Below are 26671 nucleotides of genomic sequence, written 5' to 3' on the forward strand. Positions count from 1 at the left end.
CGGTGCCCGAACGGGCCGTACAAATGGTTTGTCCCCTGTAATCTTAGAGTCAGGCGGTAGTCTGCTTAAATGGTATCCTCGTGCGGTTCGCCGCCGGCCGCAGGGCCGGGCCGATGCGCGAAATCCATCATCCAAAACCGACAATACGGGGGAGACTCACCCATGAAGCCGTTGAAGAAATTCGCGATCCGTTCGATCACGGCCGGCGTCGCCGCGCTGGCGCTGGCCGGCGCCGCGCAGGCGCAGACCGTCAAGGTGCTGTCGATCGTCGATCACCCGGCGCTCGACGCGATCCGCGACGGCGTGCGCGCCGAACTGAAGGCCGAAGGCTACGGCGACGACAAGCTCAAGTGGGGGAATACCAGAGCGCGCAGGGCAACACCGGCACCGCCGCGCAGATCGCGCGCAAGTTCATCGGCGACCAGCCGGACGTGATCGTCGCGATCGCGACGCCGGCCGCGCAGGCGGTCGTCGCGTCGACGAAGAGCGTGCCGGTCGTCTACTCGGGCGTGACCGATCCGGTCGCCGCGCAGCTCGTGAAGGGCTGGGGCCCGACGGGCACCAACGTGACGGGCGTGTCCGACAAGCTGCCGCTCGACCGCCAGGTCGCGCTGATCAAGCGCGTGGTGCCGAATGCGAAGACGGTCGGCATGGTCTACAACCCGGGCGAGGCGAATTCGGTCGTCGTCGTGAAGGCGCTGAAGGAGATCCTCGCGAAGCAGGGGATGACGCTCAAGGAGGCGGCCGCGCCGCGCACCGTCGACATCGGCCCGGCCGCGAAGAGCCTGATCGGCAAGGTCGACGTGATCTACACGAATACCGACAACAACGTCGTATCCGCGTACGAAGCGCTCGTGAAGGTCGCGAACGAAGCGAAGATCCCGCTCGTCGCGGGCGACACCGACAGCGTGAAGCGCGGCGGCATCGCGGCGCTCGGCATCAACTACGGCGACCTCGGCCGCCAGACGGGCAAGGTCGTCGCGCGGATCCTGAAGGGCGAGAAGCCGGGCGCGATCGCGTCGGAGACGAGCAGCAACCTCGAACTGTTCGTGAACACGTCGGCGGCCGCGAAGCAGGGCGCGACGCTGTCGCCGGAGCTCGTCAAGGAAGCGAAGACGGTCATCAGGTAAGCCGTCGCCGGCCGAACGCCGGGCTCGAAGGCCCCGACCGGGCCTGCATGAAACCGCTGGACGGGCGGCCCTTACCGGGGCGGCCCGTCCGCTTCGCCCGGCCGCATCCGTACGGCCGGGAAGCAACAGGATTTCCCACCATGTCTCTGTTCTCGTTACTGGGCGCACTGGAGATCGGCCTGATCTTCAGCCTCGTCGCCCTCGGGGTGCTGATTTCGTTCCGCATCCTCAACTTTCCCGACCTGACCGTCGACGGCAGCTTCCCGCTCGGCGGCGCGGTGGCCGCGACGCTGATCTCGGCGGGCTTCGACCCGTTCGCCGCGACCGGCCTCGCGATCGTCGCTGGCGCGGCGGCCGGCTTCGTCACGGGCTGGCTCAACGTGCGCCTGAAGATCATGGACCTGCTCGCCAGCATCCTGATGATGATCGCGCTGTATTCGGTGAACCTGCGGATCATGGGCCGGCCGAACGTGCCGCTCATCACCGAGCCGACGCTGTTTACCGTGCTGCAGCCGGACTGGCTGCCCGACTACGTGTTGCGCCCGGCGCTGCTCGCCGTCGTCGTCGTGATCGCGAAGCTCGGCCTCGACTGGTTCTTCTCGTCGCAGCTCGGCCTCGCGATGCGCGCGACCGGCGCGAACCCGCGGATGGCGCGCGCGCAGGGCATCGCGACCGGCCGCGCGACGCTTGCCGGGATGGCGCTGTCGAACGCGCTCGTCGCGCTCGCGGGGGCCCTGTTCGCGCAGACGCAGGGCGGCGCGGACATCTCGATGGGGATCGGCACGATCGTGATCGGCCTCGCCGCGGTGATCATCGGCGAAACGCTGCTGCCCGCGCGCCGGCTCGTGCTGACGACGCTCGCCGTCGTGCTCGGCGCGATCGTCTACCGCTTCTTCATCGCGCTCGCGCTGAACAGCGAATTCATCGGCCTGAAGGCGCAGGACCTGAACCTCGTGACGGCCGCGCTCGTCACGATCGCGCTGGTGCTGCCGGCGACGCGCAAGAAGCTGTTCGCGCGCAAGAACGGAGGGGCATGACATGTTGTCCGCACAAGACCTGAAGCTCACGTTCAATCCCGGCACGCCGATCGAGACGCGCGCGCTGCGCGGCCTGTCGCTCGAGATTCCGGACGGCCAGTTCGTCGCGGTGATCGGCTCGAACGGCGCGGGCAAGTCGACCTTTCTCAACGCGATCTGCGGCGACCAGGCGGTCGATTCGGGTCGTATCACGATCGACGGCGCGGACGTCACGCGCCAGCCGGCATGGGATCGCGCGCATCTCGTCGCGCGCGTGTTCCAGGACCCGATGGCGGGCACCTGCGAGGCGCTGACGATCGAGGAGAACATGGCGCTCGCGATGGCGCGCGGCGCGCGCCGCGGCTTCAAGCCGGCGCTCGACCGCGCGTCGCGCGAGCTGTTCCGCGACAAGCTGCGGCTGCTCAACCTCGGCCTCGAGAACCGGCTGACCGACCGGATCGGGCTGCTGTCCGGCGGCCAGCGGCAGGCAGTGAGCCTGCTGATGGCGTCGCTGCGGCCGTCGCGGATCCTGCTGCTCGACGAGCATACGGCCGCGCTCGACCCGAAGACGGCCGCGTTCGTGCTCGAGCTGACCGCGCGCATCGTCGCCGAGAGCCGGCTGACGACGATGATGGTCACGCACAGCATGCGGCAGGCGCTCGATTACGGCGACCGCACGGTGATGCTGCACCAGGGGCAGGTCGTGCTCGACGTGTCGGGCGACGCGCGCAAGGGGCTCGACGTGCCGGACCTGCTGCAGATGTTCGAGAGGGTGCGGCACGAGCAGCTCGACGACGACGCGTTGCTGCTCGGCTGAAGCGGGCCGGACCGGCGCGATGCGACGCGTTGCATCGGCCGGTCGGGCCGATTCGTCCGGCGGGTTCGGCCGGCTCCGGGTGGTGCATGAGGGACGCATCGGGCCGGATGGATAGCGCGACGTTTACGCGGCGCGCCGGGCGATACGACTGCGTCGCGCCGAGTTTGACCGGGGGCGTCGCGCGATGACGGGCGCCCGGATGTTCCCGATGCATTTCTTCCGACGAAAAGCCGGTTTTGCAGCGGCGCTGTGCGACGCAAGCGCATTGCCATATACTGTATATCCATACAGTTGTGGGTGGCGTCATGCTCGCATCCTCCATTTCCCCTGAATCCCTTCATCCGTCGCTCTGGCGCGGCTCGCAGCTCGCGCGCGGCGGTCCGCGCACGATCGACACGGGCTTCGCATCGCTGTCGGCCGAGCTGCCGGGCGGCGGCTGGCCGGTCGGCGGGCTCGTCGAGCTGCTGGCCGCGCAGCCGGGCTGCGGCGAGATGCGGCTGCTCGCGCCCGCGCTCGCGCGCACCGTCAGCGCCCGGCGGCCGCTCGCACTCGTCGCGCCTCCGCAGTCGCCGCATGCGACCGCGCTCGCCGGTCTCGGCGTGCCGGCTGACGCGCTGCTGTGGCTGCGCGCCGGCAGCCGCACGGATGCGCTGTGGGCCGCCGAACAGGCGCTCAAGACCGGCTGCTGCGGCGCATTGCTGCTCTGGCAGGACGCGCGGCCCGATGCGCTGCGGCGCCTGCATCTCGCGGCCGCGCGCACGGGCGACACGCTGTTCGTGATGCTGCGCCCGCTGCAGGCCGCGCGGCAGCCGTCGCCCGCCGTGCTGCGCGTCGCGCTGCATCCCGTGCCGGGCGGCGTGTCGCTCGATATCGTCAAGCGTCGCGGGCCTGCGCGCGGCGAGCCGCTCGTGCTCGACCTGCCGTCGCCCATCGTGGAGAGCCGCTATGCGCGTCTTGCTCGGCATCCATCTGCCGCGCCTGCCGCTCGACGTGTGCGCCCCGCCGCCGTCTGACGGCGAGGCCGGCTGTGCGGTGCTGGAGCAAGGCGTCGTGCTGATCGCCGACGCAGCCGCGCGCAGGCAGGGCGTGCGCGCGGGCATGAAGCGCGGCGGCGTGCTGACGCTCGCGCCCGATACGCAGCTCGTCGAACGCGACCCCGCGCGCGAGGCCGACGCGCTGCGTGCGGTCGCGCTCGCGCTGCTGCGCTTCTCGCCGTGCGTCGCGCTCGACGACGAAGCGACGCTCGTCGTCGACGTCGGCCCGAGCCTGCGCCTGTTCGGCGGCCTGCCGTCGCTGTGCCGCCAGGTGCGCGCGACGCTTGCGGCGCTCGGTTATGCGGCGCGCTTGTCCGCCGCGCCGACCGGGCGCGGCGCATGGCTGCTCGCGCGCGCGTCGGGTCGTGCGCGCATGCGCCGGCGCGTCGCGCGCCAGGCGTCGCTCGTGTGCGCGCTCGATGCGCTGCCGTGCGTGCTGCTGCCGGACGCACGCCCGTACGCGGGCTGGTTCGACGGGCTCGGCTGCCGCACGCTGGCCGATCTGCGCCGCCTGCCGCGTGCGGGGCTGCAGCGCCGCTGCGGTCCCGCGCTGCTGGCCGCGCTCGACCGAGCATACGGCGATGCGGTGGAGCCGCTCGCGTGGATGCCCGTGCCGCCCGTGTTCGATGCGCGGCTCGAATTGCCGGAGCGCGTCGAATACGCGGAGGCCGTGCTGTTCGTCGCGCGGCGGCTCGTCGTGCAGCTGTGCGGCTGGCTGGCCGCGCGGCAGCTGTCGCTGGCCGCGATGACGTTCGGCCTCGAGCACGAGCGCGGCCGCCAGGCCGTGCCGCCGACGTCGCTCGAGCTCGCGTTCGCCGAGCCGGCGCGCGACGAAGCGCACTTCATGCGGCTGCTCGGCGAGCGGCTGGCGCGCGTCGATTTGCCGGCCGCGGTGATCGCGGTGCGCCTGACGGCCACGCGCGTCGAATCGGTCGCGCCGCCGGCCGACGACCTGTTTCCCGAACCGGGCGGTACGCGCGAGACGCGCGCGCGGCTTTATGAGCTGCTCGTCGCGCGGCTCGGCGCGGACAACGTGCTGCGCGCGGCGCCCGTTGCCGACTATCGGCCCGAGGCTGCGAACCGCTGGCTGCCGCTCGATGCGCAGGTGGGCAGGGCGGCCGCCGGTTCGGCCGCTGCACCGCCGCGTCCCGCGTGGCTGCTGGCCGAGCCGCAGCCGCTGCTGATGCGCGAGAACCGGCCGGTGTTTCGCACGCCGCTCAGGATGATGTCGTCGGCAGAGCGGATCGAGGCGGGGTGGTTCGACGGCCAGCTGGTCGCGCGCGACTACTTCGTCGCGCAGGACGACGACGGCGCGTGCTACTGGATCTTTCAGGAGCGACCGGGCAGCCGCAACGCCACCGGCCCGCACTGGTTCCTGCACGGCCTGTTCGGGTAAGCGGCGATGAATGCGGAATTCAGGTTCCTGCCCGACTACGCGGAGCTGTTCTGCCGGTCGAACTTCTCGTTCCTGCATGGCGCGTCGCATGCCGAGGAACTCGTCGAGCGCGCGGCGGAACTCGGCTACCGAGGCATCGCGATCACCGACGAATGCTCGCTCGCGGGCGCGCCGCGGATGCATGTCGCGGCCCAGGCGGCAAAGCTGCCGCTGATCATCGGCTCGTACTTCGACGTGACGCCGGACGACGTCGCGCCGGGCCACGACCCGGGCCCCGGCGCGTTCGGCCTCGTGCTGCTCGCGCAGAACCGCGAAGGCTACGGCAACCTGTCCGAGCTGATTTCGTGGCGGCGGATGGCGGCGCCGAAGGGTACGTACCGGCTGACGCCGCAGATGCTGTCGATGCCGCCCGCGGAATTCGCGCATCTGCGCGGCGTGCCCGACTGCTTCGCCATCCTCGTGCCCGTGTATCCGGTGCGTGCGGACGTGCTCGATGCGCAGGTCGCGTGGTTTCGCGCGACGTTCGGCGAGCGTGCGCGGCTCGGGCTCGTTCAGTTGCAGCGCGCGTTCGATGGCGCACAGCGCGAGGAAATCCGCGCGGCCGGTGCGCGTCGCGAGATGCGCGTCGTCGCGCTCGGCGATGTGACGATGCACGCGCGTTCGTGCAAGCCGCTGCAGGATGCGATGACGGCGATCCGGCACCGGACGTCGATCGCCGAATGCGGGTACGCGCTCGCACCGAACGCGGAGCAGCATCTGCGCGGGCGGCAGCGGATCGCGACGCTGTTTTCGCCGGACGAGATCGCGCAGACCTGCGCGATTCTCGATGCGTGCGACTTTTCGCTCGACGAACTGCATTACGAATATCCGCTCGAACTCGTGCCGGACGGACATACGCCGGCCAGCTATCTGCAGCAGGAGACCTGGGCGGGCGCGCACCGGCGTTATCCGCACGGTGTGCCGGAGAAGGTGCAGAAGCTGATCCGGCACGAGCTCGAGCTGATCGAGGCGCTCGAATACGAGCCATTCTTCCTGACGGTCTACGACGTCGTCACCTATGCGCGCAGCCGGGACATCCTGTGCCAGGGGCGCGGCTCGGCTGCGAATTCGGTGGTCTGCTACTGCCTCGGCGTCACCGAGGTGGACCCGGAGCGCAGCACGATGCTGTTCGAGCGCTTCATCAGCCGCGAGCGCGGCGAGCCGCCCGACATCGATGTCGACTTCGAGCACCAGCGGCGCGAGGAGGTCATCCAGTACCTGTACGAGAAATACGGGCACGACCGCGCCGCGCTCGCCGCGGCCGTATCGACCTATCGTCCGCGCGGCGCATTGCGCGAGACCGGCAAGGCGCTCGGCGTCGATCCGATGCTGATCGAGCGCGTCGCGAAAGGGCATCGCTGGTTCGATGGCAGCCGCGATCTGCTGAACCAGTTCGCATCGGTCGATCTCGATCCCGACACGCCGCTGATTCGCGCGTGGGCCGAACTCGCCGCGCGGCTGCTCGGCTTTCCGCGCCACCTGTCGCAGCACTCGGGCGGCTTCGTGATCAGCCGCGGCAAGCTCACGCGGCTCGTGCCGGTCGAGAACGCGGCGATGGACGGGCGGCGCGTGATCCAGTGGGACAAGGACGATCTCGAAGCGCTCGGGCTGATGAAGGTCGACGTGCTCGCGCTCGGGATGCTGTCGGCGCTGCATCGCGCGTTCGACATGGTCACCGCGTGGCGCGGGCCGCCGAAGCGGGACGGCGAGCCAGACGGCGAGCCGTTCGGCATGGACGACATCCCGCAGGACGACAGCGAGACCTACGACATGATCTGCCGCGCCGACACGGTCGGCGTGTTCCAGATCGAATCGCGCGCGCAGATGTCGATGCTGCCGCGCCTGAGGCCGCGCGAGTATTACGACCTCGTGATCGAGGTCGCGATCGTGCGGCCCGGGCCGATCCAGGGCGGCGCGGTGCATCCGTACCTGAAACGGCGGCAGGGGATCGAACCCATCGTCTATCCGAAAGACGATCTCAAGCCCGCGCTCGCGCGCACCTGCGGCGTGCCGATCTTCCAGGAGCAGGTGATGCAGATCGCGATCATCGCGGCGGGCTTCACGCCCGGCGAGGCCGACGAGCTGCGCCGCGCGATGGCCGCGTGGAAGCGCAAGGGCAATCTGGAGAAATATCACCGCAAGATCGTCGACGGAATGCGCGAACGCGACTATCCGCCGGAATTCGCCGAGCAGATCTTCGAGCAGATCAAGGGCTTCGGCGAATACGGCTTCCCGGAAAGCCATGCGGCGAGCTTCGCGCACCTCGTCTACGCGAGCAGCTGGCTCAAATGCCACGAACCCGAGATCTTCCTCGCCGCATTGCTGAACAGCCAGCCGATGGGTTTCTACGCGCCCGCGCAGCTCGTGCAGGACGCGAAGCGCCACGGCGTGACGGTGTTGCCGATCGACGCGACGCACAGCGGCTGGGAAGCCGCGCTCGAAGCGCTGCCCGGCGAGGCGCCGCCGCATGGCCGGCCCGCGGTGCGGCTCGGCCTGTCGCTCGTGCTCGGTCTCGGCGAGGCGGCCGCGCGGCGAATCGAAGCGGCGCGCGCGGCGGGGCCGTTCGAGAACGTCGACGCGCTTGCGCGCCGCGCGCAGCTCGAACGCCGCGACCTCGAAGCGCTCGCCGCCGCGAACGCGCTCGCGACGCTCGCCGGGCACCGCCGCGATGCGCTGTGGCAGGCCGTCGCCGCGGCGCCGGAGCGCGACCTGCTCGCCGCTGCGCCGATCGACGAACCCGAACGGCCCGCGCTCGGCGCGCCGTCGGAAGCCGACGACATCCTCGCCGACTACAGCACGACAGGCCTCACGCTGAACCGTCACCCCGTCGCGCTGCTGCGTCCGGTGCTGCGCGCGCAGCGGCTGTCATCCGCGGCCGAGCTGCGCGACCGCCGCAACGGCCGGCTTGCGCGCGCGTGCGGGCTCGTGATCGCGCGGCAGATGCCGGGCACCGCGAAAGGCGTGATGTTCATGACGCTCGAGGACGAAACGGGCTGCGTGAACGTGATCGTCCGGCCCGAACTGCTCGCGCGGCAACGCCGCGAGACGCTCGATTCGCGGCTGCTCGCGGCGTCGGGCGTCTGGCAGGTCGAGAGCGACGTGAGGCACCTCGTCGCGCAGCATTTCGAGGATCTGACGCCGTTGCTCGGCGGCCTGCGCACGTCGAGCCGCGAGTTCCATTGACGCGCGTCCGGGCACGCGTGCCGTCAGGCCCGGGCCCGCTATCGGCGTGAACGGCCCCTAGCGCGGTTCGTCCGGCTCGCAGGCGCGCGGCGCCGACCGGTTCGAGGAACCGTGACGATCTCCGGAGGCGGCGGCAAACTGCCAGGCCAGCAGTCCCGGAACGTAGAACAGCAGATCGCGCACGCGTCGCGAGGCCGCCAGCGCGAGACAGGTCGGCGGATCGAAACCGATCAGGCCGCCGATCAGCACGAATCCGCCTTCCTGCACGCCGAGGCCACCCGGCATCAGGAACGCAACGCTGCTGACGAGCTGGATCAGCGCCTCGATCACGAGCGCCTGCAACACGGTCGGATTCGCGCCGAGAAAGTGGAGCGCGATCCAGATCTCGAGCGCGTATCCCGCGAACTGCAGCGTTTGCCAGATCGCGAGATAGGACATCACGACATCCGTCTTGCGCCACAGCAGCCGGATCGTCTGATCGATACGCGCCGATTCGCCGACGAGCGCATAGACCTTGCCGCTCGTCACGTGGTTGATCGCGCGCATCGTGCGCTCGAAAGGCCGGACGTGCTGAACCAGCGCGAACAGCAGCAGCACCGGTACCAGCGCCGCGACGCCGAGCGCGAGTTGCGCGGCCGCGTGCGCGACGCCGGACGGCACGTTCCAGAGCACGTAGCCGATCGCTGCGAAGGCGAACACCAGCTGGCTGATCAGCGTGAGCTGCATGTCGACGACGAGGCTCGCCGCCGCCGCCGCCGGCCGCACGCCCATGCGCCGGAGCAGCCCGAACGACGCGATCTCGCCGCCGATCCGGGCGACCGGCAGCAACCCGTTGATCGATTCGCGGATCCACACGAGCTTCAGCATGGCCGCGAAGGTGGGCCGCCGCGTGCCGCGTATCAGCATCCGCCAGTCCCACGCGTTCGCGAGCATCGGAACGATGTGGGCCAGCGCCGCGAGCACCAGCCCGACGCCCGCGGTCTGCAGCCGATGCAGCACGTCCAGCGGATGCGCGCGCCAGATCAACCATCCGGCGATCGCCAGCCCGACCAGCGCCGCTGCCCGTCCCGAATACCGGGTCCACGCGCTGCCTCGCGCACGCGGATCGTTGGTGCCCATGCCGCGACCGATCACGACTCGCCAGCCTTGGACAGCCGTCCGTGCCGGTCGACGCGAAAGCGCGTGCCGCGCCAGATCACATGCGACGAGAAGAAGCTCGCGACGAACACCGCGAACTGAACGAGATCGGACAGCGGCAGCACGGCCCAGTCGGCGAACGGTTGCCCGATCGCCCGATCGGTCCGCCACTTGAGCGCGAAGCGCGCCACCAGCGCCGTACCGGCGAGCGCCCATGCGTGCGGCGTGCCGCCGGACGCGATCGCCGCGAGCAGCGCGAACGGCACCGGATGCATCAGCGCGGAGCCGAGGTGCCCGAGCCGGTCGGCTGCCCGGATCGTCCGGCTCCAGCGCAGCTCATGAATGAACAGCTCGCGCAACGTCGTTTCGACGCACGCGTGCCCGACGAGCGTCGGCGGAATCGCGACGCTCGCACCGATGCCGCGAACCGCCTCGCCGAGCGCATGATCCTCGGCCAGATGATGCGCGAACTGCGCGAGACCGCCGACTTCGTCGAGCGTCGCGCGCGTGATCGCGATCGTCTGTCCGAAGCAGGGGCGTGCGAGACCGGTCGCGAGGCCTGTGACGACGCCCGGCAGGAACAGGTAATTCGTCGATGCCGCGGCCGCGCGCGGCCAGAATCCCGGTGCGCGCATCCCGCGGTACACGCAGGTGACGAGGCCGACGCCCGGCTGCTGCAACGCGCCGACGAGCTGGCGCAACGTGTCGGGGCCGAACTGCACGTCGCTGTCCGCGAAGCACAGCACGTCGTGCTCCGCCTGCTCGAGCATGTTGACGAGGTTGCCGATCTTCCGGTTCGGGCCGTACAGGCGCGCGTCCGCGACGATCGTCACGTGCGCGTCCGGATAGCGCATCCGCAGCGCGTCGACCGTGTTCAACGCGACGTCCTTCGCGTCGTGCACGCCGAACAGGTACTGGACCGGGCCCGGATAGTCGTGCTCGAAAAAGCTCGCGAGATGCTCTTCGAGATGCCATTCGTTGCCGTGCAACGGCTTGACGATCGTGATGGCGGGAAAGCGGGCGGGCACGACGGGCTCGCGCGCGAAAAAGCGGCCGACGAGGCATGCTGCGATCAGCGTGTAGACGATGCCGAGCAGCGCGGCGAGTTCAAACAGATCGGCAAGCGGCGCGAGCGGCACGCCGGCGCCGAACGCTTTCCTCATGAACTCGGCCGCCGCAAACGCGACCGTCCCTGCCACCAGCGCCGCGCCGATCGCGCGACCGCTGCCGCCGCCTTGCATTCGCGCGTGCGATCCGTTCATCGTGCCTCGTTCATCAGGGGATCATGAGGTCGCCCGGTCCGGCAGACCGGGGGCGAAGGTGCCGCGGCTTCCGGCGGCGAGCCTGCCGGGATCGCCTGCGATGCCCGCGGCGCACGGCTTGGGGTCGGTGAATGCGTCGTGGTCGAACATGCACTCCTTCGTCATGGGAACCGGCACGAACGGGCGATTTTCGTCCGACATGCGTGTCCTGCGTGTGTCACCGGCACGCGCGGTCGAACCGGCGCCGGTTGCACCGCCCGCAAAGGACGACCGGCATGTACCGCTGACAGTCGGATGAAATCGGTACCGTATGCCGCCCGAGGCCGCCCGAGGCCGCCCGAGGCCGCCCGAGGCCGCTCAGGGGCGAATGGCCGAACCTGGAACGGACGAAACGATTGTAGCGACGGTGCGCCGACGAAAAATAAAGCGATCTTCGGAAAGCGCCGTGCGCAGCGTCGTCTCTATTTCAATCCATTTCAATCCGTGCGCCTTCCGCCGACGCGAGCGAACCATACCACTTCGTCGATTGGTTCTATTCCGGTCTCGTTTTCACGCGTTGCAACCCGACGGGCGGCGCGCCGGAACTGGCCCCTTGCATACCGATCCGGGTAAATCCCTATCCTGGAATGCGTTGTAAACAAAGGCTTTGTGGCGACTAAAACGCTTGCCGCACAAGGCTTCCGGCGATTCTCACGAGGCTAATACCAGTTCGTTGACTGGTACTATTGTGGTTATATAATGCCTCCACATTCGACGGCTCGCGTCCGTCGCCCGACTCCCCGGAGGCTCATGGAAATCGGCTGGTCCGAACGGGTGCCCGATCCGCAGGCGCTCGGTGCGTCGCTGTACGAGTACCTCGAAGCGCGCGGCACGGTCGTGGTGCGTGCGTTGCAACACTTTCGCGCGGTGAATGCGACGCGCGACATCGCGAAATGGATGGCGGTAGCGCCAGGCGCGGCGCTCCTCGTGATCACGCGCATCGGCTACGGCGCCGACCAGCGCGCGATCGAAGTGACCGAAACGTATTGCCGCGACGACTACCATGATTTCGTCGCCGAACTGAAACGCTGACGCGCGAGACTGCCGCGGCGTGCGGCAACCGGCGCAACCGGCAGATTTGCAAATCACGACGCGGATGGCCGCGTCACCAGATCATCAAGAGAACGTCATGCTGACTGGCAACATCCTCACCCCCGACGGCTGGATCCACGGTTCGCTCGATTGCGAGAACGGCCGCATCACCGAGCTCACCGGCGCGCCTGCCGATCCCGCGAAGAACGATGCGCCGTACATCCTGCCCGGCTTCATCGACCTGCACGTGCACGGCGGCGGCGGTGCCGACGTGATGGAAGGCGGCGACGCGATCGAGACGATCGCCCGCACGCACGCGCAGTACGGCACGACGAGCCTGCTCGCGACGACGATGACCGCGCCGCGCGACGAGCTGATGCAGGTCGTCGCGAACCTCGGCACCGTGGCGCGCACCCGCACGCCGGGCGGCGCGCGCGTGCTCGGGGTGCACCTCGAAGGGCCGTACATCAACCCCGGCAAGCTCGGCGCGCAGCCGGACGCGGCCGTGTCGGCCGTGCTCGACGAAGTGCTGAAGTACCTGTCGATCGCGCCGATCCGCGTCGTCACGCTCGCGCCGGAAATCGCCGGGCACATCGAGATCATCGGCGAGATGGCCGCGCGCGGCGTGCGCGTGCAGCTCGGCCACTCGCTCGCGACCTACGACGACGCGGTCGCCGCGCTCAAGCACGGCGCGTGCGGGTTCACGCACCTGTTCAACGCGATGTCGCCGCTGCATCACCGCAACCCGGGCCTCGTCGGCGCGGCGCTCGCGCATGCCGAATACGCGGAGATCATCCCCGACCTGCTGCACGTGCATCCGGGCGCGATCCGCGCGGCGCTGCGCGCGATTCCGCGCCTGTACGTCGTGACCGACAGCACGTCGGCGACCGGCATGCCCGACGGCGAATACCGGCTCGGCAGCCAGCACGTGACGAAGTGCCTCGGCGGCGTGCGCCTCGCCGACGGCACGCTCGCGGGCAGCACGCTGACGATGGACCAGGCGCTGCGCAACCTCGTGTCGCTCGGCCTGCCGATCGCCGACGTGTCGAACCGGATGTCGCGCTATGCGGCCGACTACCTCGGCATCGCCGATCGCGGTCGCCTCGCGCGCGGCGCGTGGGCCGACCTCGTCGTGTTCGATCGCGACCTGAACCTCACCGCGACCTACGTCGAAGGAGAATCGATTGTCGAATATGCTTAACGAAGCGCGCGAAGCCGCCCAGGTCGTCGCCGCGCAGCTCGCCGACACGTCGCGCGTCGAAGCGCTCGCCGGCCAACTGACGGATCATCCGCCGGCCGTTGCGCTGACGGTCGCGCGCGGCAGCTCGGATCACGCCGCCAGTTATTTCGCAAGCCTGACGATGAGCCGCCTCGGCGTACCGGTCGCGTCGCTGCCGATGTCCGTCGCGACGCTGCAGCAGGCGCCGCTGAAGGTGCAGGACCAGCTCGCGATCGCATTCTCGCAGTCGGGCAAGAGCCCCGATCTCGTCAACACGATGGCCGCGCTGCGCGAAGCGGGCGCGCGCACCGTCGCGGCCGTCAACGTGCTGCCGTCGCCGCTTGCCGACGCGTGCGAGCACCAGCTGCCGCTGCTCGCCGGCCCCGAGCTGTCGGTTGCGGCGACGAAGAGCTATATCGCGATGCTGTCGCTGTCCGCGCAGATCGTTGCATTCTGGCAGCGCGACGCCGAGCTCGTGAGCGCGTTGCGCGGGTTGCCCGACGCGCTCGCGCAGGCGGGCGCGCTCGACTGGGCGCCGGCCGTCGCGGCGCTCGCCGAGGTCGAACGGATGATCGTGATCGGCCGCGGCCTCGGCCTCGCGATCGCGCAGGAAGCCGCGCTGAAGCTGAAGGAAACGTCCGGCATCCAGGCCGAGGCGTTCTCGAGCGCCGAAGTCCGACACGGCCCGATGGAGCTGATCGACCGCGACTACCCGCTGCTCGTGTTCGCACCGCCGGGGCCGGAGCAGGCCGGCCTGCTGCAGCTCGCGAGCGACATGCGCGCGCGCGGCGCCGCCGTGCTGCTCGCCGCGCCCGCCGGCACGCCCGGCGTATCGGGCACGGTGCTGCCGCTCGCGCAAACCGCCCATTCGGCGCTCGATCCGATCGCCGCCATTCTTTCGTTCTACGTGATGGCGGCGGATCTCGCCGTCGCGCGCGGCCGCAATCCCGACACGCCGCGCCACCTGAACAAAGTCACCGAAACGCATTGACGAGCCGAGACAGCCGATGAGACGCGCCGAGGAGTCCCAGTTGAAGAGCCCCACCCACGATCAGATCGTTCTGCTGGCCCCGCTGACGGGGCCGATCGTTCCGCTGGCCGACGTGCCCGATCCGGTGTTCTCCGGCGGGATGTTCGGCGACGGCATCGGCATCGACCCGCTCGCGGGCAAGCTCGTCGCGCCGTGCGCGGGCGTCGTGTCGCACCTCGCGCGCACCGGCCACGCGGTGACGATCACGACGCCGCAGGGCGCGGAGGTGCTGCTGCACATCGGCATCGACACCGTCGAGCTCAACGGGCAGGGCTTCATCGCACGCGTCGACGCCGGCGCGCGCGTCGACGCGGGCGACCTGCTGATCGAATTCGATCAGGACGCGGTGGCGCGCAACGCGCATTCGCTCGTGTCGGTGATCGCGATCGCGAATTCCGACGCGTTCGAGGTGATCGATCGCGCGCACGGTTTCGCGACGGCTGGCGAGACGCCACTGCTGTTGCTGCGCGGCAAGGGCGGCGCGGCCGCGCAGGCGGCCGGGGCCGGCGCGGCAGTGACCGATGAAGTGCGTCGCACGGTCGTGCTGACGCAGCCGGGCGGCTTGCACGCGCGGCCGGCCGCGCGTGCACGGGAGGCCGCGCGCGGCTTCGACGCGAACGTCGACGTGCTTTTCGACGGCCACCACGCGTCCATCGTGAGCGTCGTCGGGCTGCTCGGTCTCGGCGCAGGCGTTGGGGCGACGGTCGAACTGGTCGGCCGCGGCGCGCACGCGCAGCAGGCCGTCGACGCGGTCGAGCACGAGCTGCTGCGCGAAGCGCACGGCGAGGTCGAGGAAAAGCCGGCGCGCACGTTTTCGCCCGCGCCGCAGGCCGTGACGCGCAGCGTTGGCGCACCGCTTGACCCGAACACGCTCGCGGGCGTGTGCGCGGCGCCCGGCATCGCAGTCGGCACGCTGGTGCGTCTCGACGATGCGGAGATCGTGCCGCCCGAGCAAGCGGCCGGCACGCCTGCGGCGGAGAGCCGCCAGCTCGACCAGGCGCTGAAGGCCGTCGACGCCGAACTCGACGACACGGTGCGCAATGCATCGGCGCGCGGCGCGGTCGGCGAAGCGGGGATCTTCGCGGTGCACCGCGTGCTGCTCGAGGATCCGACGCTGATCGACGCGGCGCGCGACCTGATCAGTCTCGGCAAAAGTGCGGGCTTCGCGTGGCGCGCGACGATCCGCGCGCAGATCGACACGCTGTCGAAGCTCGACGACGCGCTGCTCGCCGAGCGCGCGGCCGACCTGCGCGACATCGAAAAACGCGTGCTGCGCGCGCTCGACCACACGAACGGCGCGGCGCGCGCGCTGCCCGACGAGGCCGTGCTCGCAGCCGAGGAATTCACGCCGTCGGACCTGTCGTCGCTCGATCGCCAGCGCGTGACCGCGCTCGTGATGGCGCGCGGCGGTGCGACATCGCACGCGGCGATCATCGCGCGCCAGCTCGGTATCCCGGCGCTCGTCGCGGTCGGCGATGCGCTGTACGCGCTCCCGGACGGCACGCAGGTCGTCGTCGACGCGAGCGCGGGCCGTCTCGAACACGCGCCGACCGCGCTCGACGTCGAGCGCGCGCGCCACGAGCGCGAACGTCTCGCCGGCGTGCGCGAGGCGAACCGGAAGCTGGCGGGCGAAGCCGCCGCGACCGCCGATGGCCGCGCGATCGAGGTCGCCGCGAACATCGCGACGCTCGACGACGCGAACACCGCGGTGGACAACGGCGCGGACGCGGTCGGGCTGCTGCGCACCGAGCTGATGTTCATCCACCGCCAGGCCGCGCCGACCGTCATCGAACACCAGCAGAGCTACCAGTCGATCGTCGACGCGCTGCAGGGCCGCACCGCGATCATCCGCACGCTCGACGTCGGTGCGGACAAGGAAGTCGACTACCTGACGCTGCCGCCCGAGCCGAACCCGGCGCTCGGCCTGCGCGGGATCCGGCTCGCGCAGGTGCGTCCCGACCTGCTCGACGACCAGCTGCAGGGCCTGCTCGCGGTGAAGCCGTTCGGCGCGGTGCGCATCCTGCTGCCGATGGTCACCGACGCGGGCGAACTGGTGCGGCTGAGGAAGCGTATCGACGAGTTCGCGCGCGAGCAGGGCCGCACCGAGCCGATCGAGGTCGGCGTGATGATCGAGGTGCCGTCGGCGGCGCTGCTCGCCGACCAGCTCGCGCAGCACGCGGACTTCCTGTCGATCGGCACCAACGACCTGACCCAGTACACGCTCGCGATGGACCGCTGCCAGGCCGATCTCGCCGCGCAGGCGGACGGCCTGCATCCGGCCGTGCTGCGCTTGATCGACATCGCGGTGCGCGGCGCCGGGAAGCACGGCAAGTGGGTCGGCGTGTGCGGCGCGCTCGGCGGCGATCCGCTCGCGGTGCCGATCCTCGTCGGCCTCGGCGTGACCGAGCTGTCGGTCGATCCGGTGTCGGTGCCAGGCATCAAGGCGCGCGTGCGCCGACTCGATTACCCGCTGTGCCGCCAGCGCGCGCAGGACCTGCTCGCGCTCGATTCGGCTCAGGCGGTAAGGGCAGCAAGCCGCGAGGTCTGGCCGCTCGACTGAGCGTCGTCGGCAGGACTCGCGTGCCGTTTCGGCATCAACGCAGATTCGATATGAAAGCAATCAGGTCAACGAATAGACAAGGATAGGAGGACTGAATGGACGGGAATCCGTTTCTGAAGATACAGAGCCTGGGCCGCGCGCTCATGCTGCCCATCGCGGTGCTGCCGGTCGCCGGCATCCTGCTGCGTCTCGGCCAGCCGGACGTGTTCAACATCAAGATGATCGCCGACGCGGGCGGCGCGATCTTCGACAACCTGCCGCTCTTGTTTGCGATCGGCGTGGCGGTCGGCTTCGCGAAGGACAACAACGGCGTCGCGGCGCTCGCGGGTGCGATCGGCTACCTGATCGAAACCGCGATCATGAAGGACATCGATCCGAAGCTGAACATGGGCGTGCTGTCCGGGATCATCGCGGGCGTGGTCGCGGGGCTGCTGTACAACCGCTACAAGGACATCAAGCTGCCCGACTACCTCGCGTTCTTCGGCGGCAAGCGCTTCGTGCCGATCATCACGGGGCTCGCGTGCGTCGTGCTCGGCATCGTGTTCGGCTACGTGTGGCAGCCGGTCCAGCACGCAATCGACGCGGCCGGCCAGTGGCTGACGACCGCGGGCGCGATCGGTGCGTTCGTGTTCGGCTTCCTGAACCGGTTGCTGCTCGTCACGGGCCTGCACCACATCATCAACTCGCTCGCGTGGTTCGTGTTCGGCAACTTCACGCCGGCCGCCGGTGGCGACATCGTGCACGGCGACCTGCACCGCTTCTTCGCGGGCGACCCGACCGCGGGCACCTTCATGGCCGGCTTCTTCCCGATCATGATGTTCGGCCTGCCGGCCGCGTGTCTCGCGATGCTGCATGAAGCGCCGAAGGAGCGCCGCGCGGTGGTCGGCGGCCTGCTGTTCTCGATGGCGCTCACGTCGTTCCTGACCGGCGTGACCGAGCCGATCGAATTCAGCTTCATGTTCCTCGCGCCGGTGCTGTACGTGATCCACGCGGTGCTGACGGGGCTGTCGCTCGCGATCTGCCAGCTGCTCGACGTGAAGCTCGGCTTCACGTTCTCGGCCGGTGCGATCGACTACGTGCTGAACTACGGGCTGTCGACGAAGGGCTGGGTCGCGATTCCGCTCGGCATCGCGTACGGCATCGCGTACTACGGGCTGTTCCGCTTCTTCATCCGCAAGTTCAACATGGCGACGCCGGGCCGCGAGCCGGCAACGGCCGAAGCGGCGGCCGAGTCGTTCGAGGCGGGCGGCTATGTCGCACCAGGTGCGGCTGCAGCGGCCGCCGCGCCGCGCGCGCAGCGCTACATCGCCGCGCTCGGCGGCGCCGGCAACCTGACGGTCGTCGACGCGTGCACGACGCGCCTGCGCCTGACCGTCGTCGATCCGGGCAAGGTGTCGGAAGCGGACCTGAAGTCGGTCGGCGCGCGCGGCGTGCTCAAGCGCGGCGGCAACAGCGTGCAGGTGATCATCGGGCCGGAGGCGGACATCATCGCCGACGAAATGCGCACGGCGATCGGCAGCGGCGCAGTTGCAGCCGCGAGCGCACCGAAGGCGGCGGCTGCGCCGGCGGGTATGGCCGCGGGCGTTGCGGCCGGTCCGCTCGATCCGGATCCGGCACGCTGGCTCGCGGTGTTCGGCGGTGCGACGAACGTCGCGTCGCTCGACGCGGTGGCAACCACGCGCCTGCGCGTCGTCGTGCTCGATCCGTCGGCGGTCGATCGCCAGCGCCTCGAGTCGCTCGACGTTGCGTGGGTCGGCGCCGACACGTTCCACATCGTCTGCGGCAGCGCGGCCGCGCGCTACGCGGAACAGCTCAATGCGCGCCTGCCGGCAGCGGGCGGTGGTACGGCTGCCCAGCCTGCCTGAGCGGCCTGGGCTCGCGCGGCAGCGATCCCCGATCGTTGCCGCGCCTGGAAAAGCAACACGGCGCCCTCGGGCGCCGTGTTGCTTTGACGGGTTTGCGCTGCGCGGGCCGTCAGGCGGCGCACGCAGCGGGCAGCGTCAGTTTGCGCGCACCGGCGCTTCCTGCTTGCGCTGCCGCGCCTCGAGCCACATCGCGTTGATGATGCCGAACGCGAGCGCGACGCCGATACCGAGAATCCAGCTGAAATACCACATGATCCGACTCCTTGCGAAACGGGGGGCGAGGGCGCGTGCGCGCCCCGGCCGGGTTCAGTACATCGAGTGCGTGTTCTCTTCGAGCGTCTGGCGCGTGACCTTGCCGCGCATCACGCGATAGACCCAGCTCGTATAGAGCAGGATGATCGGCAGGAACACGATCACGGCAAACAGCATCACCTGCAGCGTCTTCTGGCTCGACGTCGAATCCCACACGGTCAGGCTGCTGCGCGGATCGAGCGACGACGGCATGATGAACGGGAACATCGAGAAGCCCGCGGTCAGGATCACGCCGACGATCATCAGGCCCGTGCAGACGAACGCGGTCTTCTCGAGGCGCGAGCCCGCGAGCAGCAGCGCGAGCACGCCGCCCGCGATGCCGACGACCGGCGCCGCGATCATCCACGGATATTCGCCGTAGTTCGCGAGCCACAGGCCCGAGCCCGCGGCGACGTCCTTCAGCAGCGGGTTCGCGACCGCGTCGGTGGGCGCGGCGCGCGTGATGTGGAAGCCGCCGATGTACGACGCGATCAGCACGCCGGCGAGCACGAACAGCACGACGGCGAGGAACGCCGACACGCGCAGCGCGACCGACGCGCGGCGCGCGATCACGCCGTCCGTCTTCATCTTGATGAACGCGGCGCCGTGCGCGACGAGCATCGTCAGGCTGACGAGGCCGCACAGCAGCGCGAACGGGTTCAGCAGCGCCCAGAAGCTGCCGTGATAGGTGACGCGCAGATCGGTGTCGAACTGGAACGGCACGCCCTGCAGCAGGTTGCCGAACGCGACGCCGAACACGAGCGCGGGCACGAAGCCGCCGATGAAGAGGCCCCAGTCCCAGCCCGCGCGCCAGCGCGGATCGGGCCGCTTGCTGCGGTAGTCGAAGCCGACCGGCCGGAAGAACAGCGCGAACAGCACGAGCAGCATCGCGAAGTAGAAGCCGGAGAACGACGCCGCATAGACGAGCGGCCACGCGGCGAACATCGCACCGCCGGCGGTGATCAGCCACACCTGGTTGCCTTCCCAGGTCGCGCCGACGGTGTTGACGATGATGCGGCGCTCGTCGTCGGTCTTGCCGAGGAACGGTAGCAGCGCAGTCGCGCCCATGTCGAAGCCGTCGGTGACGGCGAAGCCGATCAGCAGCACGCCGACGAGCAGCCACCAGATCAGCTTGAGAGTTGCATAGTCCATAGCGATTCCTTGTTCGGTGTCGGGTACGCGTGTGCCGTCATGCGGACGCGCGCTCGGCGGCGGCCAGCTCGTGGTGATAGCGGCCGGTGTGCAGCGACGACGGGCCGAGGCGGGCGTACTTGAACATCAGCGTGATCTCGAGGATGAAGAGCGCCGTGTAGAACACGATGAAACCGGCGAGGCTCAGGTACAGATCGGTTGGCGTCAGGCTCGACGCGGACAGGTGCGTCGGCAGCACGCCGGCGATCGTCCACGGCTGGCGCCCCAGTTCGGCGACGATCCAGCCGAATTCGATGGCGATCCACGGCAGCGGGATCGCCCACACCGCGTAGCGCAGGAACCAGCGGCGGTTGTCCTGCAGCAATTCGCGGCGCGCGCAGAACCAGAACGCGGCGACGAAGGTCGCGACGAACAGGAAACCGAGGAACACCATGATCCGGAACGAGAAGAACACCGGCGCCACAGGCGGGATGGTCTTCTTCGCGGCTTCCTTGATCTGCTCGGGCGTCGCGTCGGTCACGTTCGGCGTGAACTGCTTGAGCATCAGCCCGTAGCCGAGATACTGCTTGTGCTGGTCGAACAGTGCGTGCGTCGCGTCGCTCGTGTCGCCTTCCTTGATCTTCTGCAGTGCGCCGTACGCGATCATGCCACTCTGGATGTGCTCCTCGCTGCGCTTCGCGAGCTCGCGCAGGCCGATCACCGGCTCGTCGATCGAACGCGTCGCAATCAGGCCGAGCGCGTACGGAATCTTGATCGCGTAGTCGGTACGCTGCTCCTTCTGGTTCGGCAAGCCGATCAGCGTGAACGACGCGGGCGCCGCCTGCGTTTCCCATTCGGATTCGATCGCCGCGAGCTTCATCTTCTGCACTTCGCCGGTCGTGTAGCCCGATTCGTCGCCGAGCACGATCACGCACAGCGTCGCCGCGAGGCCGAAGCCGGCCGCAACCGCAAACGAGCGCAGTGCGAAATCGATGTCGCGCTTCTTCAGCAGATACCACGACGACACGCCGAGCACGAACATCGCAGCCGACACGTAGCCGGCCGACACGGTGTGCACGAACTTCACCTGCGCGACCGGGTTGAACAGCACGTCGAACAGGCTCGTCATCTCCATGCGCATCGTCTGGTAGTTGAACTCGGCGCCGACCGGGTTGTTCATCCAGCCGTTCGCGACGAGGATCCACAGCGCGGACAGGTTCGAGCCGAGCGCGACGAGGAACGTGACCATCAGGTGCTTGACCTTCGACAGGCGGTTCCAGCCGAAGAAGAACAGGCCGACGAACGTCGATTCGAGGAAGAACGCCATCAGGCCCTCGACCGCGAGCGGCACGCCGAAGATGTCGCCGACGTAGTGCGAGTAGTACGACCAGTTCGTGCCGAACTGGAATTCGAGCGTGATGCCGGTCGTCACGCCCATCGCAAAGTTGATGCCGAACAGCTTGCCCCAGAACTGGGTCATGTCCTTGTAGACCTGCTTGCCGGTCATCACGTAGACGGCTTCCATGATCACGAGCAGCCACGACAGCCCGAGCGTCAGCGGCACGAACAGGAAGTGGTAGAGCGCTGTGATGCCGAACTGCAGTCGTGACAGATCGACGACTTCGCTACTTATCATGGTGGTCTCCCTGGGTAGAAGGGGGCGCCGGGACCGAGAGCAGCTTCTCGGCGACGGCGGCAGGCGGCAGCGACATGTGCTCGGCCTGCGGATGATTGAAGAACGCGTATTTGAGCGCCATCAGCAGGATCAGCTTGATGATCAGCACAATGGCGATGTCGCGGGCGAGTGTCGGGCCGCGTACCCAAGCGGCGATGCGGCCGCGCCAGCCGGGCGCGCTGGCCGGGCGTGCGGCCGCTTTATTGATCGAGGTCAAGGCCATAATCCTGATTCGATTTAACGCGGGTTGGGGGCGACTTTACGTCGGATATATGACGGCCGTTAAGCTGTTTTAATCCTGTTGCGCCGGACATGCCAATTTTAAAATGCCGCCTTTTCCGCGCCGAGTGCTGCGCTGCGGCACTCCGTCGCGAACGGTGCGCCGGAACTTGCGCTGGATCAATAGTTGCGGGGAATGGTCATTGAACGTCGAATACCCGATAAATCAGGTCAATTAATCGACGAAAAAAAACCGCTGCCGGTCAGGCAGCGGTTTTTGGGGGCGATACTCTGAATCGGCTGATTTATGCGTACGCGGCGAGTGCCGTGCGCATTTTCTTCATTGCGCTCGCTTCGATCTGGCGGATGCGTTCCGCCGATACGCCGAACTCGGCGGCGAGGTCGTGCAGCGTCGAGCCGCCCGAGCCGTCGTCGTCGACGTGCAGCCAGCGCGCCTCGATGATGCGGCGGCTGCGCGCGTCGAGCGCGTCGAGCGCCTGCGCGATGCCGTCCGTCTGCAGCGTGTCGCGCTGACGCGCGGCGAGCACGGCGGTCGGCTCGTTGTGCGAATCGGCGAGATACGCGATCGGCGCATAGCTTTCCTCGCCGTCCTCGACCTGGCCCTCGAGCGCGATGTCGCCGCCCGACAGCCGCGTTTCCATCTCGGTCACTTCTTCGCGCTTGACGTTGAGTTCCTGCGCGAGGCCGTCGATCTCCTCGGGCGTCATCGCCTGCATGCCCTTCTTGTGGCTGCGCAGGTTGAAGAACAGCTTGCGCTGCGCCTTCGTCGTCGCGACCTTCACCATGCGCCAGTTGCGCAGGATGTATTCGTGGATCTCGGCCTTGATCCAGTGGATCGCATACGACACGAGACGCACGTTCTGCGCCGGATCGAAGCGCTTCACGGCCTTCATCAGGCCGATGTTGCCTTCCTGGATCAGGTCGCCGTGGGGCAGGCCGTAGCCGAGGTAGTTGCGCGCGATCGACACGACGAGCCGCAGGTGCGACAGCACGAGACGGCGGGCCGAGTCGAGGTTGTTCTGCTCGCGGAACTCGGTCGCGTACTGGCGTTCTTCCTCGGCCGTCAGCAACGGGATACGATTGACCGCCTGGATATAGGCGTCGATGTTGCCCAGCTGGCCCGGCAACATCGAATGGGTTGCGAGCGCCAGCGAGCCTGCCGATTCGGCCTTAGCAGACGCCGGGCTCAGGGTGTTCGGGAGGGTCAGAGCGTTGCTCACTTAAGAAAACTCCTTTGGAATCAGGGATGAACCCCGGACTCGGATGATTCCGCGGTCAATCTTAGCACTCCAGCCAACTGAGTGCTAATTCCTTAGAGAGGGCACGGGCTTTCAAGTTCCCGGTTTTCTATCGATCTTGCGATGTCGATAGTATTAGGCGTGACCGCTCGAACGCCAGCAAGTTCCGTAACTCGTTGTTTTTCCGAGGAATCAGTAGACGATTTCGATTTTTGTCGTTTGGGAAGCAAACCATTTCGCTACGCGATGCCGATCGGAAAAGTCCTTTACCATACCATTCTGTTCGCTCGTGCCAGGCCGCGCCGCGGCCGGTGCCATTCAACCCACAGAGTTGGAGTGTCAGATGAACAATAAGAAGAATGGTCGGCTGCGCGGCCGGCTTGCGATGCATGCGGTCCTGGCTGCGGCATTGCTTGGCGGGTCCGGAGCGGCGTTTGCGGATCGTTGGGGGATCCAGGCGGGCGGCGGGTTTTCCGATCGCCACGGGATCGACAAGGGCGACCTCGGCGTCGTCTGGGATCCGGGCTGGACGTGGTGGGAGGTCGGCGGCTGGCACTTCGCGTTCGTGATGGAAGGCCACGTCGGCTACTGGCATACGGGCGGCAACATCCACAGCAGCATCTGGGAAGTCGGCGGGACGCCGATGTTCCGCTTCATCAAGAGCGCGGGCGAGGTGCGACCGTTCGTCGAGGCCGGCGCGGGCGTGCGGCTGCTGTCCCATCCGACGATTGCGACCAATCTGTCGCTGTCGACCGCGTTCCAGTTCGTGGACGTGGTCGGCGTCGGCGCGCAGTTCGGAGAACGCCAACAGTATCAGGTCGGCTACCGTTTTCAACATGTGTCTAACGCGGGTATCAAAGAGCCGAATCCTGGTATAAATTTCCACCAGTTCTACGTGCAGTACAACTTCTGATCCGCACGCCCGCGCACGGCGTGCGCGTTGCCGAGGAGTCAGGCGATGGCGAAGGTGGTCGATGCGATCCGCGCGCTCGAGCGCGATCGGTTCCGTGCAATGGTGGACGGGGACGGCGAGGCGCTCGAGTCGTTGCTGTCGGACAAGGTGTTCTATGTCCACACCAACGGCAAACGGGAAACGAAGCAGCAGTTCATCGACGCCATTGCCGCCGGCCGCCGCCGCTATCGCCAGATCGAGATCCAGTCGCAGGACGTGCTGCCCGTCGGCGACGAGACCTGCATCGTCACCGGGCGCGCACTGATCGAGATGGAGACGAACAACGGCGGCCTCGTGTTTCCGATTGCGTACACGGCCGTGCAGACGCAGGAGCAGGGGCGCTGGCGCCTGCTCGCATGGCAGGCGACGCGGTGCGCGACCGAGACATGAACGCGCGTGGCATTCCTTTTCGTGTCCCGTCTGAAGCGGCCTCCTGGGCCGCTTTTTGTTGGCGCGTGCAGCGCGGGTTGCGCGTTGCACGGGCGGTCTCGCACTGCTTGCCGACCTGCTTCAAACCCTGATGCGAACCGTCAGGCCGCCGCACGGCGATCGGCGCAATGCCATGCCGAGCGGTTGACCGCGCTGACGACGGCATCCAGCGCGGCGGTCGCCGCATCGGCATGCACACCGATCCCGTGCCGCGCCGGCGCGTCGCCGACCCGGCAGCCGACGAACACGGCCGTGCGGCCGTCCGCGGTGCGCATGTGCTCGCAGGAACCGACGTCGAGCGCCGCACCCGCGGCCGCCGCGAACGCCGCGGCCGCGCGCTGCACGACCTGTTCCGGGGATGCATCGGCCGGGCCCGCGCCGGCGATTTCGCGGTTCTCCCAGCGGACGCTGCCGCCATTGCGGGCAGCGGGACCGTCGGTTTCGAGGAACTCGCGCGAGAACAGCGCGCAGATCGCGTCGCCCGTGACTTCCTCGCCCGACACGTCGGCGAGCGTCTGCACCGCATGGCTGAATTCGATCTGCACGCGGCGCGGCGGCGTGAAGCCCAGACCGCGTTCGAGCAGGAACGTCGCACCGCCCTTGCCGGACTGGCTGTTCACGCGAATCACCGCGTCGTAGCTGCGGCCGACATCGGCGGGATCGATCGGCAGGTACGGCACTTCCCAGATCGCGTCGGGACGCTGCTGCGCGAAGCCCTTGCGGATCGCGTCCTGGTGCGACCCCGAGAATGCGGTGAACACGAGGTCGCCCGCGTACGGATGACGCGGATGCACGGGAATCTGGTTGCAGCGCTCGACGACGCGGCGCACCGCGTCGATATCGGAGAAATCGAGGCCCGGATCGATGCCCTGCGTGTAGAGGTTCAGCGCGAGCGTGACGAGGTCGACGTTGCCGGTGCGCTCGCCGTTGCCGAACAGGCATCCCTCGATGCGGTCGGCGCCCGCGAGCAGCGCGAGTTCGGCGGCGGCGACCGCGGTGCCGCGGTCGTTGTGCGGATGCACGGACAGCACGATGCTGTCGCGATAGCCGAGGTTGCGGTCCATCCATTCGATCTGGTCGGCGAACACGTTCGGCGTCGCGGCTTCGACGGTTGCCGGCAGGTTGATGATCATCTTGTGGTCGCGGGTCGGCCGCCAGGTCTGCGCGACCGCGTCGCACACCTCGCGCGCGAACGACAGCTCGGTCATGCTGAAGGTCTCGGGCGAATACTGGTAGGTCCAGTGCGTGCCGGGGCGCGCCGCCGCGTGTTCCTTGATGACGCGCGTGCCCTCGACCGCGAGCGCCTTCACGTCCTCCTTCGACATCCCGAACACGATGCGGCGGAACGACGGACAGATCGCGTTGTACAGGTGCACGATCGCGCGCGGCACGCCTTCGAGCGCGTCGAACGTGCGCGCGATCAGGTCTTCGCGCGACTGCACGAGCACTTCGATCGTCACGTCGTCGGGGATGCGCTTCTCGTCGATCAGCTTGCGCACGAAATCGAAGTCGGTTTGCGACGCCGACGGAAAACCGACTTCGATCTCCTTGAAGCCGATCGCGACGAGCATCTCGAAGAACTCGAGCTTCTGCTCGATGCTCATCGGCTCGATCAGCGACTGGTTGCCGTCGCGCAGATCGGTGCTCATCCAGACCGGCGCGCGCTCGACCGTGCGGGTCGGCCATTTGCGGCCGTTGATGCGGACCGGTTCGAACGATCGGTACTTCTCTTGCGGGTTGCGTTTCATCTTCATGGACCTCGGGTCTCGAGTCGCGAGCGAAGACGGACGGCATGAGCGGCGGTAGACGCTGCCTCGCACCGTGGCGCCGGATGGCACTGCGGATGCGGATGATCTTCGCGGTTCGGCCGACGGATAGACGGACGAAGGCTGACGACTTCGGGTTGTAAAAAACTGCGAGAAGGTACTGCGAGGAACTGCTGAGGAGGGACCGTGC

At 68.5% G+C, this 26671-nt stretch carries 20 protein-coding genes and 2 pseudogenes; 13 read left to right on the forward strand and 9 right to left on the reverse strand.

Annotated features, from left to right (window positions below):
* Window positions 1-162 precede the first annotated feature (162 nt).
* The 6 genes and pseudogenes from ACV229_RS14995 to ACV229_RS15020 all read left to right on the forward strand — a co-directional run bounded on the left by ACV229_RS14995 (window position 163) and on the right by ACV229_RS15020 (window position 8615).
* Window positions 163-1130: pseudogene (locus ACV229_RS14995) on the forward strand (ABC transporter substrate-binding protein).
* Between the two features lie 140 nt (window positions 1131-1270).
* Window positions 1271-2167, forward strand: a complete 897-nt coding sequence (locus ACV229_RS15000) for an ABC transporter permease (protein ID WP_448083898.1) — start codon at window positions 1271-1273, stop codon at window positions 2165-2167.
* Between the two features lies 1 nt (window position 2168).
* Window positions 2169-2963: an ABC transporter ATP-binding protein gene (locus tag ACV229_RS15005; RefSeq protein WP_448083899.1), complete on the forward strand. Its 795-nt coding sequence runs from the start codon at window positions 2169-2171 to the stop codon at window positions 2961-2963.
* A gap of 305 nt (window positions 2964-3268) precedes the next feature.
* Window positions 3269-3976, forward strand: coding sequence for a translesion DNA synthesis-associated protein ImuA (imuA, locus tag ACV229_RS15010; RefSeq protein ID WP_448083900.1), 708 nt, complete (start codon window positions 3269-3271; stop codon window positions 3974-3976).
* Window positions 3909-5393, forward strand: a complete 1485-nt coding sequence (locus ACV229_RS15015) for a Y-family DNA polymerase (RefSeq protein ID WP_448083901.1) — start codon at window positions 3909-3911, stop codon at window positions 5391-5393. Before imuA ends, ACV229_RS15015 begins: the two co-directional genes overlap by 68 nt.
* A gap of 6 nt (window positions 5394-5399) precedes the next feature.
* Window positions 5400-8615, forward strand: coding sequence for an error-prone DNA polymerase (locus ACV229_RS15020; RefSeq protein WP_448083902.1), 3216 nt, complete (start codon window positions 5400-5402; stop codon window positions 8613-8615).
* 57 nt (window positions 8616-8672) lie between these two features.
* Here ACV229_RS15020 and ACV229_RS15025 read toward each other — a convergent pair whose 3' ends face one another.
* The 3 genes from ACV229_RS15025 to ACV229_RS15035 all read right to left on the reverse strand — a co-directional run bounded on the left by ACV229_RS15025 (window position 8673) and on the right by ACV229_RS15035 (window position 11215).
* Window positions 8673-9734 carry a lysylphosphatidylglycerol synthase domain-containing protein gene (locus ACV229_RS15025; protein ID WP_448083903.1) on the reverse strand — a complete coding sequence of 354 codons (1062 nt, stop codon included), beginning with the start codon at window positions 9732-9734 and terminating at the stop codon, window positions 8673-8675.
* An 11-nt stretch (window positions 9735-9745) separates the two neighbouring features.
* A complete protein-coding gene (gene hpnI, locus ACV229_RS15030; RefSeq protein ID WP_448083979.1) occupies window positions 9746-10915 on the reverse strand; it encodes a bacteriohopanetetrol glucosamine biosynthesis glycosyltransferase HpnI in 1170 nt (389 codons plus the stop codon).
* Between the two features lie 120 nt (window positions 10916-11035).
* Entirely contained in the window at window positions 11036-11215 is a 180-nt protein-coding gene (locus ACV229_RS15035) for a hypothetical protein (RefSeq protein WP_448083904.1), read from the reverse strand.
* A gap of 612 nt (window positions 11216-11827) precedes the next feature.
* On the opposite strand from ACV229_RS15035, the pseudogene ACV229_RS15040 reads away from it, so the two are divergent.
* The 5 genes and pseudogenes from ACV229_RS15040 to nagE all read left to right on the forward strand — a co-directional run.
* Window positions 11828-12085, forward strand: a pseudogene (locus tag ACV229_RS15040) (UTRA domain-containing protein); the annotation flags it as partial.
* A 97-nt stretch (window positions 12086-12182) separates the two neighbouring features.
* Complete coding sequence (nagA, locus tag ACV229_RS15045; protein WP_448083905.1) at window positions 12183-13286, forward strand: N-acetylglucosamine-6-phosphate deacetylase; 1104 nt, start codon at window positions 12183-12185, stop codon at window positions 13284-13286.
* Window positions 13279-14295, forward strand: a complete 1017-nt coding sequence (locus ACV229_RS15050) for an SIS domain-containing protein (protein WP_448083980.1) — start codon at window positions 13279-13281, stop codon at window positions 14293-14295. The genes nagA and ACV229_RS15050 overlap by 8 nt, the downstream gene beginning before the upstream one ends.
* A 16-nt stretch (window positions 14296-14311) precedes the next feature.
* A complete protein-coding gene (ptsP, locus tag ACV229_RS15055) occupies window positions 14312-16894 on the forward strand; it encodes a phosphoenolpyruvate--protein phosphotransferase (RefSeq protein WP_448083906.1) in 2583 nt (860 codons plus the stop codon).
* A 95-nt stretch (window positions 16895-16989) separates the two neighbouring features.
* Window positions 16990-18759 carry an N-acetylglucosamine-specific PTS transporter subunit IIBC gene (gene nagE / locus ACV229_RS15060; RefSeq protein WP_448083907.1) on the forward strand — a complete coding sequence of 590 codons (1770 nt, stop codon included), beginning with the start codon at window positions 16990-16992 and terminating at the stop codon, window positions 18757-18759.
* Window positions 18760-18894: 135 nt separating this feature from the next.
* Here nagE and cydX read toward each other — a convergent pair whose 3' ends face one another.
* From cydX to rpoH, 5 genes are all read right to left on the reverse strand, one after another.
* Window positions 18895-19011, reverse strand: coding sequence for a cytochrome bd-I oxidase subunit CydX (gene cydX / locus ACV229_RS15065; protein ID WP_448083908.1), 117 nt, complete (start codon window positions 19009-19011; stop codon window positions 18895-18897).
* A gap of 54 nt (window positions 19012-19065) precedes the next feature.
* Window positions 19066-20202 carry a cytochrome d ubiquinol oxidase subunit II gene (gene cydB, locus ACV229_RS15070; protein WP_448083909.1) on the reverse strand — a complete coding sequence of 379 codons (1137 nt, stop codon included), beginning with the start codon at window positions 20200-20202 and terminating at the stop codon, window positions 19066-19068.
* A gap of 37 nt (window positions 20203-20239) precedes the next feature.
* The gene (locus ACV229_RS15075) at window positions 20240-21817 is read right to left on the reverse strand and encodes a cytochrome ubiquinol oxidase subunit I (RefSeq protein ID WP_448083910.1); all 1578 of its coding nucleotides are present in this window, start codon (window positions 21815-21817) and stop codon (window positions 20240-20242) included.
* Window positions 21807-22079: a cytochrome oxidase putative small subunit CydP gene (cydP, locus tag ACV229_RS15080; RefSeq protein ID WP_448083911.1), complete on the reverse strand. Its 273-nt coding sequence runs from the start codon at window positions 22077-22079 to the stop codon at window positions 21807-21809. The genes ACV229_RS15075 and cydP overlap by 11 nt, the downstream gene beginning before the upstream one ends.
* 301 nt (window positions 22080-22380) lie before the next feature.
* Window positions 22381-23316, reverse strand: coding sequence for an RNA polymerase sigma factor RpoH (gene rpoH / locus ACV229_RS15085; protein WP_084905584.1), 936 nt, complete (start codon window positions 23314-23316; stop codon window positions 22381-22383).
* Between the two features lie 361 nt (window positions 23317-23677).
* On the opposite strand from rpoH, the gene ACV229_RS15090 reads away from it, so the two are divergent.
* Complete coding sequence (locus ACV229_RS15090; RefSeq protein WP_448083912.1) at window positions 23678-24247, forward strand: acyloxyacyl hydrolase; 570 nt, start codon at window positions 23678-23680, stop codon at window positions 24245-24247.
* Window positions 24248-24292: 45 nt separating this feature from the next.
* Entirely contained in the window at window positions 24293-24676 is a 384-nt protein-coding gene (locus ACV229_RS15095; RefSeq protein ID WP_448083913.1) for a nuclear transport factor 2 family protein, read from the forward strand.
* Window positions 24677-24816: 140 nt separating this feature from the next.
* Here the strand turns inward: ACV229_RS15095 and leuA are convergent, their stop codons facing one another.
* Window positions 24817-26463: a 2-isopropylmalate synthase gene (gene leuA, locus ACV229_RS15100; protein WP_448083981.1), complete on the reverse strand. Its 1647-nt coding sequence runs from the start codon at window positions 26461-26463 to the stop codon at window positions 24817-24819.
* Between the last annotated feature and the right edge of the window lie 208 nt (window positions 26464-26671).

The sequence above is a fragment of the Burkholderia sp. MR1-5-21 genome (assembly GCF_053427715.1).

Excerpts from the sequence above, each read along its gene's own strand:
- ACV229_RS15000 (WP_448083898.1), top strand. The coding sequence starts at position 1,271 with ATGTCTCTGTTCTCGTTACTGGGCGCACTGGAGATCGGCCTGATCTTC.
- ACV229_RS15005 (WP_448083899.1), top strand. The coding sequence starts at position 2,169 with ATGTTGTCCGCACAAGACCTGAAGCTCACGTTCAATCCCGGCACGCCG.
- imuA (WP_448083900.1), top strand. The coding sequence starts at position 3,269 with ATGCTCGCATCCTCCATTTCCCCTGAATCCCTTCATCCGTCGCTCTGG.
- ACV229_RS15015 (WP_448083901.1), top strand. The coding sequence starts at position 3,909 with ATGCGCGTCTTGCTCGGCATCCATCTGCCGCGCCTGCCGCTCGACGTG.
- ACV229_RS15020 (WP_448083902.1), top strand. The coding sequence starts at position 5,400 with ATGAATGCGGAATTCAGGTTCCTGCCCGACTACGCGGAGCTGTTCTGC.
- ACV229_RS15025 (WP_448083903.1), bottom strand. The coding sequence starts at position 9,734 with ATGGGCACCAACGATCCGCGTGCGCGAGGCAGCGCGTGGACCCGGTAT.
- hpnI (WP_448083979.1), bottom strand. The coding sequence starts at position 10,915 with ATGAGGAAAGCGTTCGGCGCCGGCGTGCCGCTCGCGCCGCTTGCCGAT.
- ACV229_RS15035 (WP_448083904.1), bottom strand. The coding sequence starts at position 11,215 with ATGTCGGACGAAAATCGCCCGTTCGTGCCGGTTCCCATGACGAAGGAG.
- nagA (WP_448083905.1), top strand. The coding sequence starts at position 12,183 with ATGCTGACTGGCAACATCCTCACCCCCGACGGCTGGATCCACGGTTCG.
- ACV229_RS15050 (WP_448083980.1), top strand. The coding sequence starts at position 13,279 with ATGCTTAACGAAGCGCGCGAAGCCGCCCAGGTCGTCGCCGCGCAGCTC.
- ptsP (WP_448083906.1), top strand. The coding sequence starts at position 14,312 with ATGAGACGCGCCGAGGAGTCCCAGTTGAAGAGCCCCACCCACGATCAG.
- nagE (WP_448083907.1), top strand. The coding sequence starts at position 16,990 with ATGGACGGGAATCCGTTTCTGAAGATACAGAGCCTGGGCCGCGCGCTC.
- cydX (WP_448083908.1), bottom strand. The coding sequence starts at position 19,011 with ATGTGGTATTTCAGCTGGATTCTCGGTATCGGCGTCGCGCTCGCGTTC.
- cydB (WP_448083909.1), bottom strand. The coding sequence starts at position 20,202 with ATGGACTATGCAACTCTCAAGCTGATCTGGTGGCTGCTCGTCGGCGTG.
- ACV229_RS15075 (WP_448083910.1), bottom strand. The coding sequence starts at position 21,817 with ATGATAAGTAGCGAAGTCGTCGATCTGTCACGACTGCAGTTCGGCATC.
- cydP (WP_448083911.1), bottom strand. The coding sequence starts at position 22,079 with ATGGCCTTGACCTCGATCAATAAAGCGGCCGCACGCCCGGCCAGCGCG.
- ACV229_RS15090 (WP_448083912.1), top strand. The coding sequence starts at position 23,678 with ATGAACAATAAGAAGAATGGTCGGCTGCGCGGCCGGCTTGCGATGCAT.
- ACV229_RS15095 (WP_448083913.1), top strand. The coding sequence starts at position 24,293 with ATGGCGAAGGTGGTCGATGCGATCCGCGCGCTCGAGCGCGATCGGTTC.
- leuA (WP_448083981.1), bottom strand. The coding sequence starts at position 26,463 with ATGAAACGCAACCCGCAAGAGAAGTACCGATCGTTCGAACCGGTCCGC.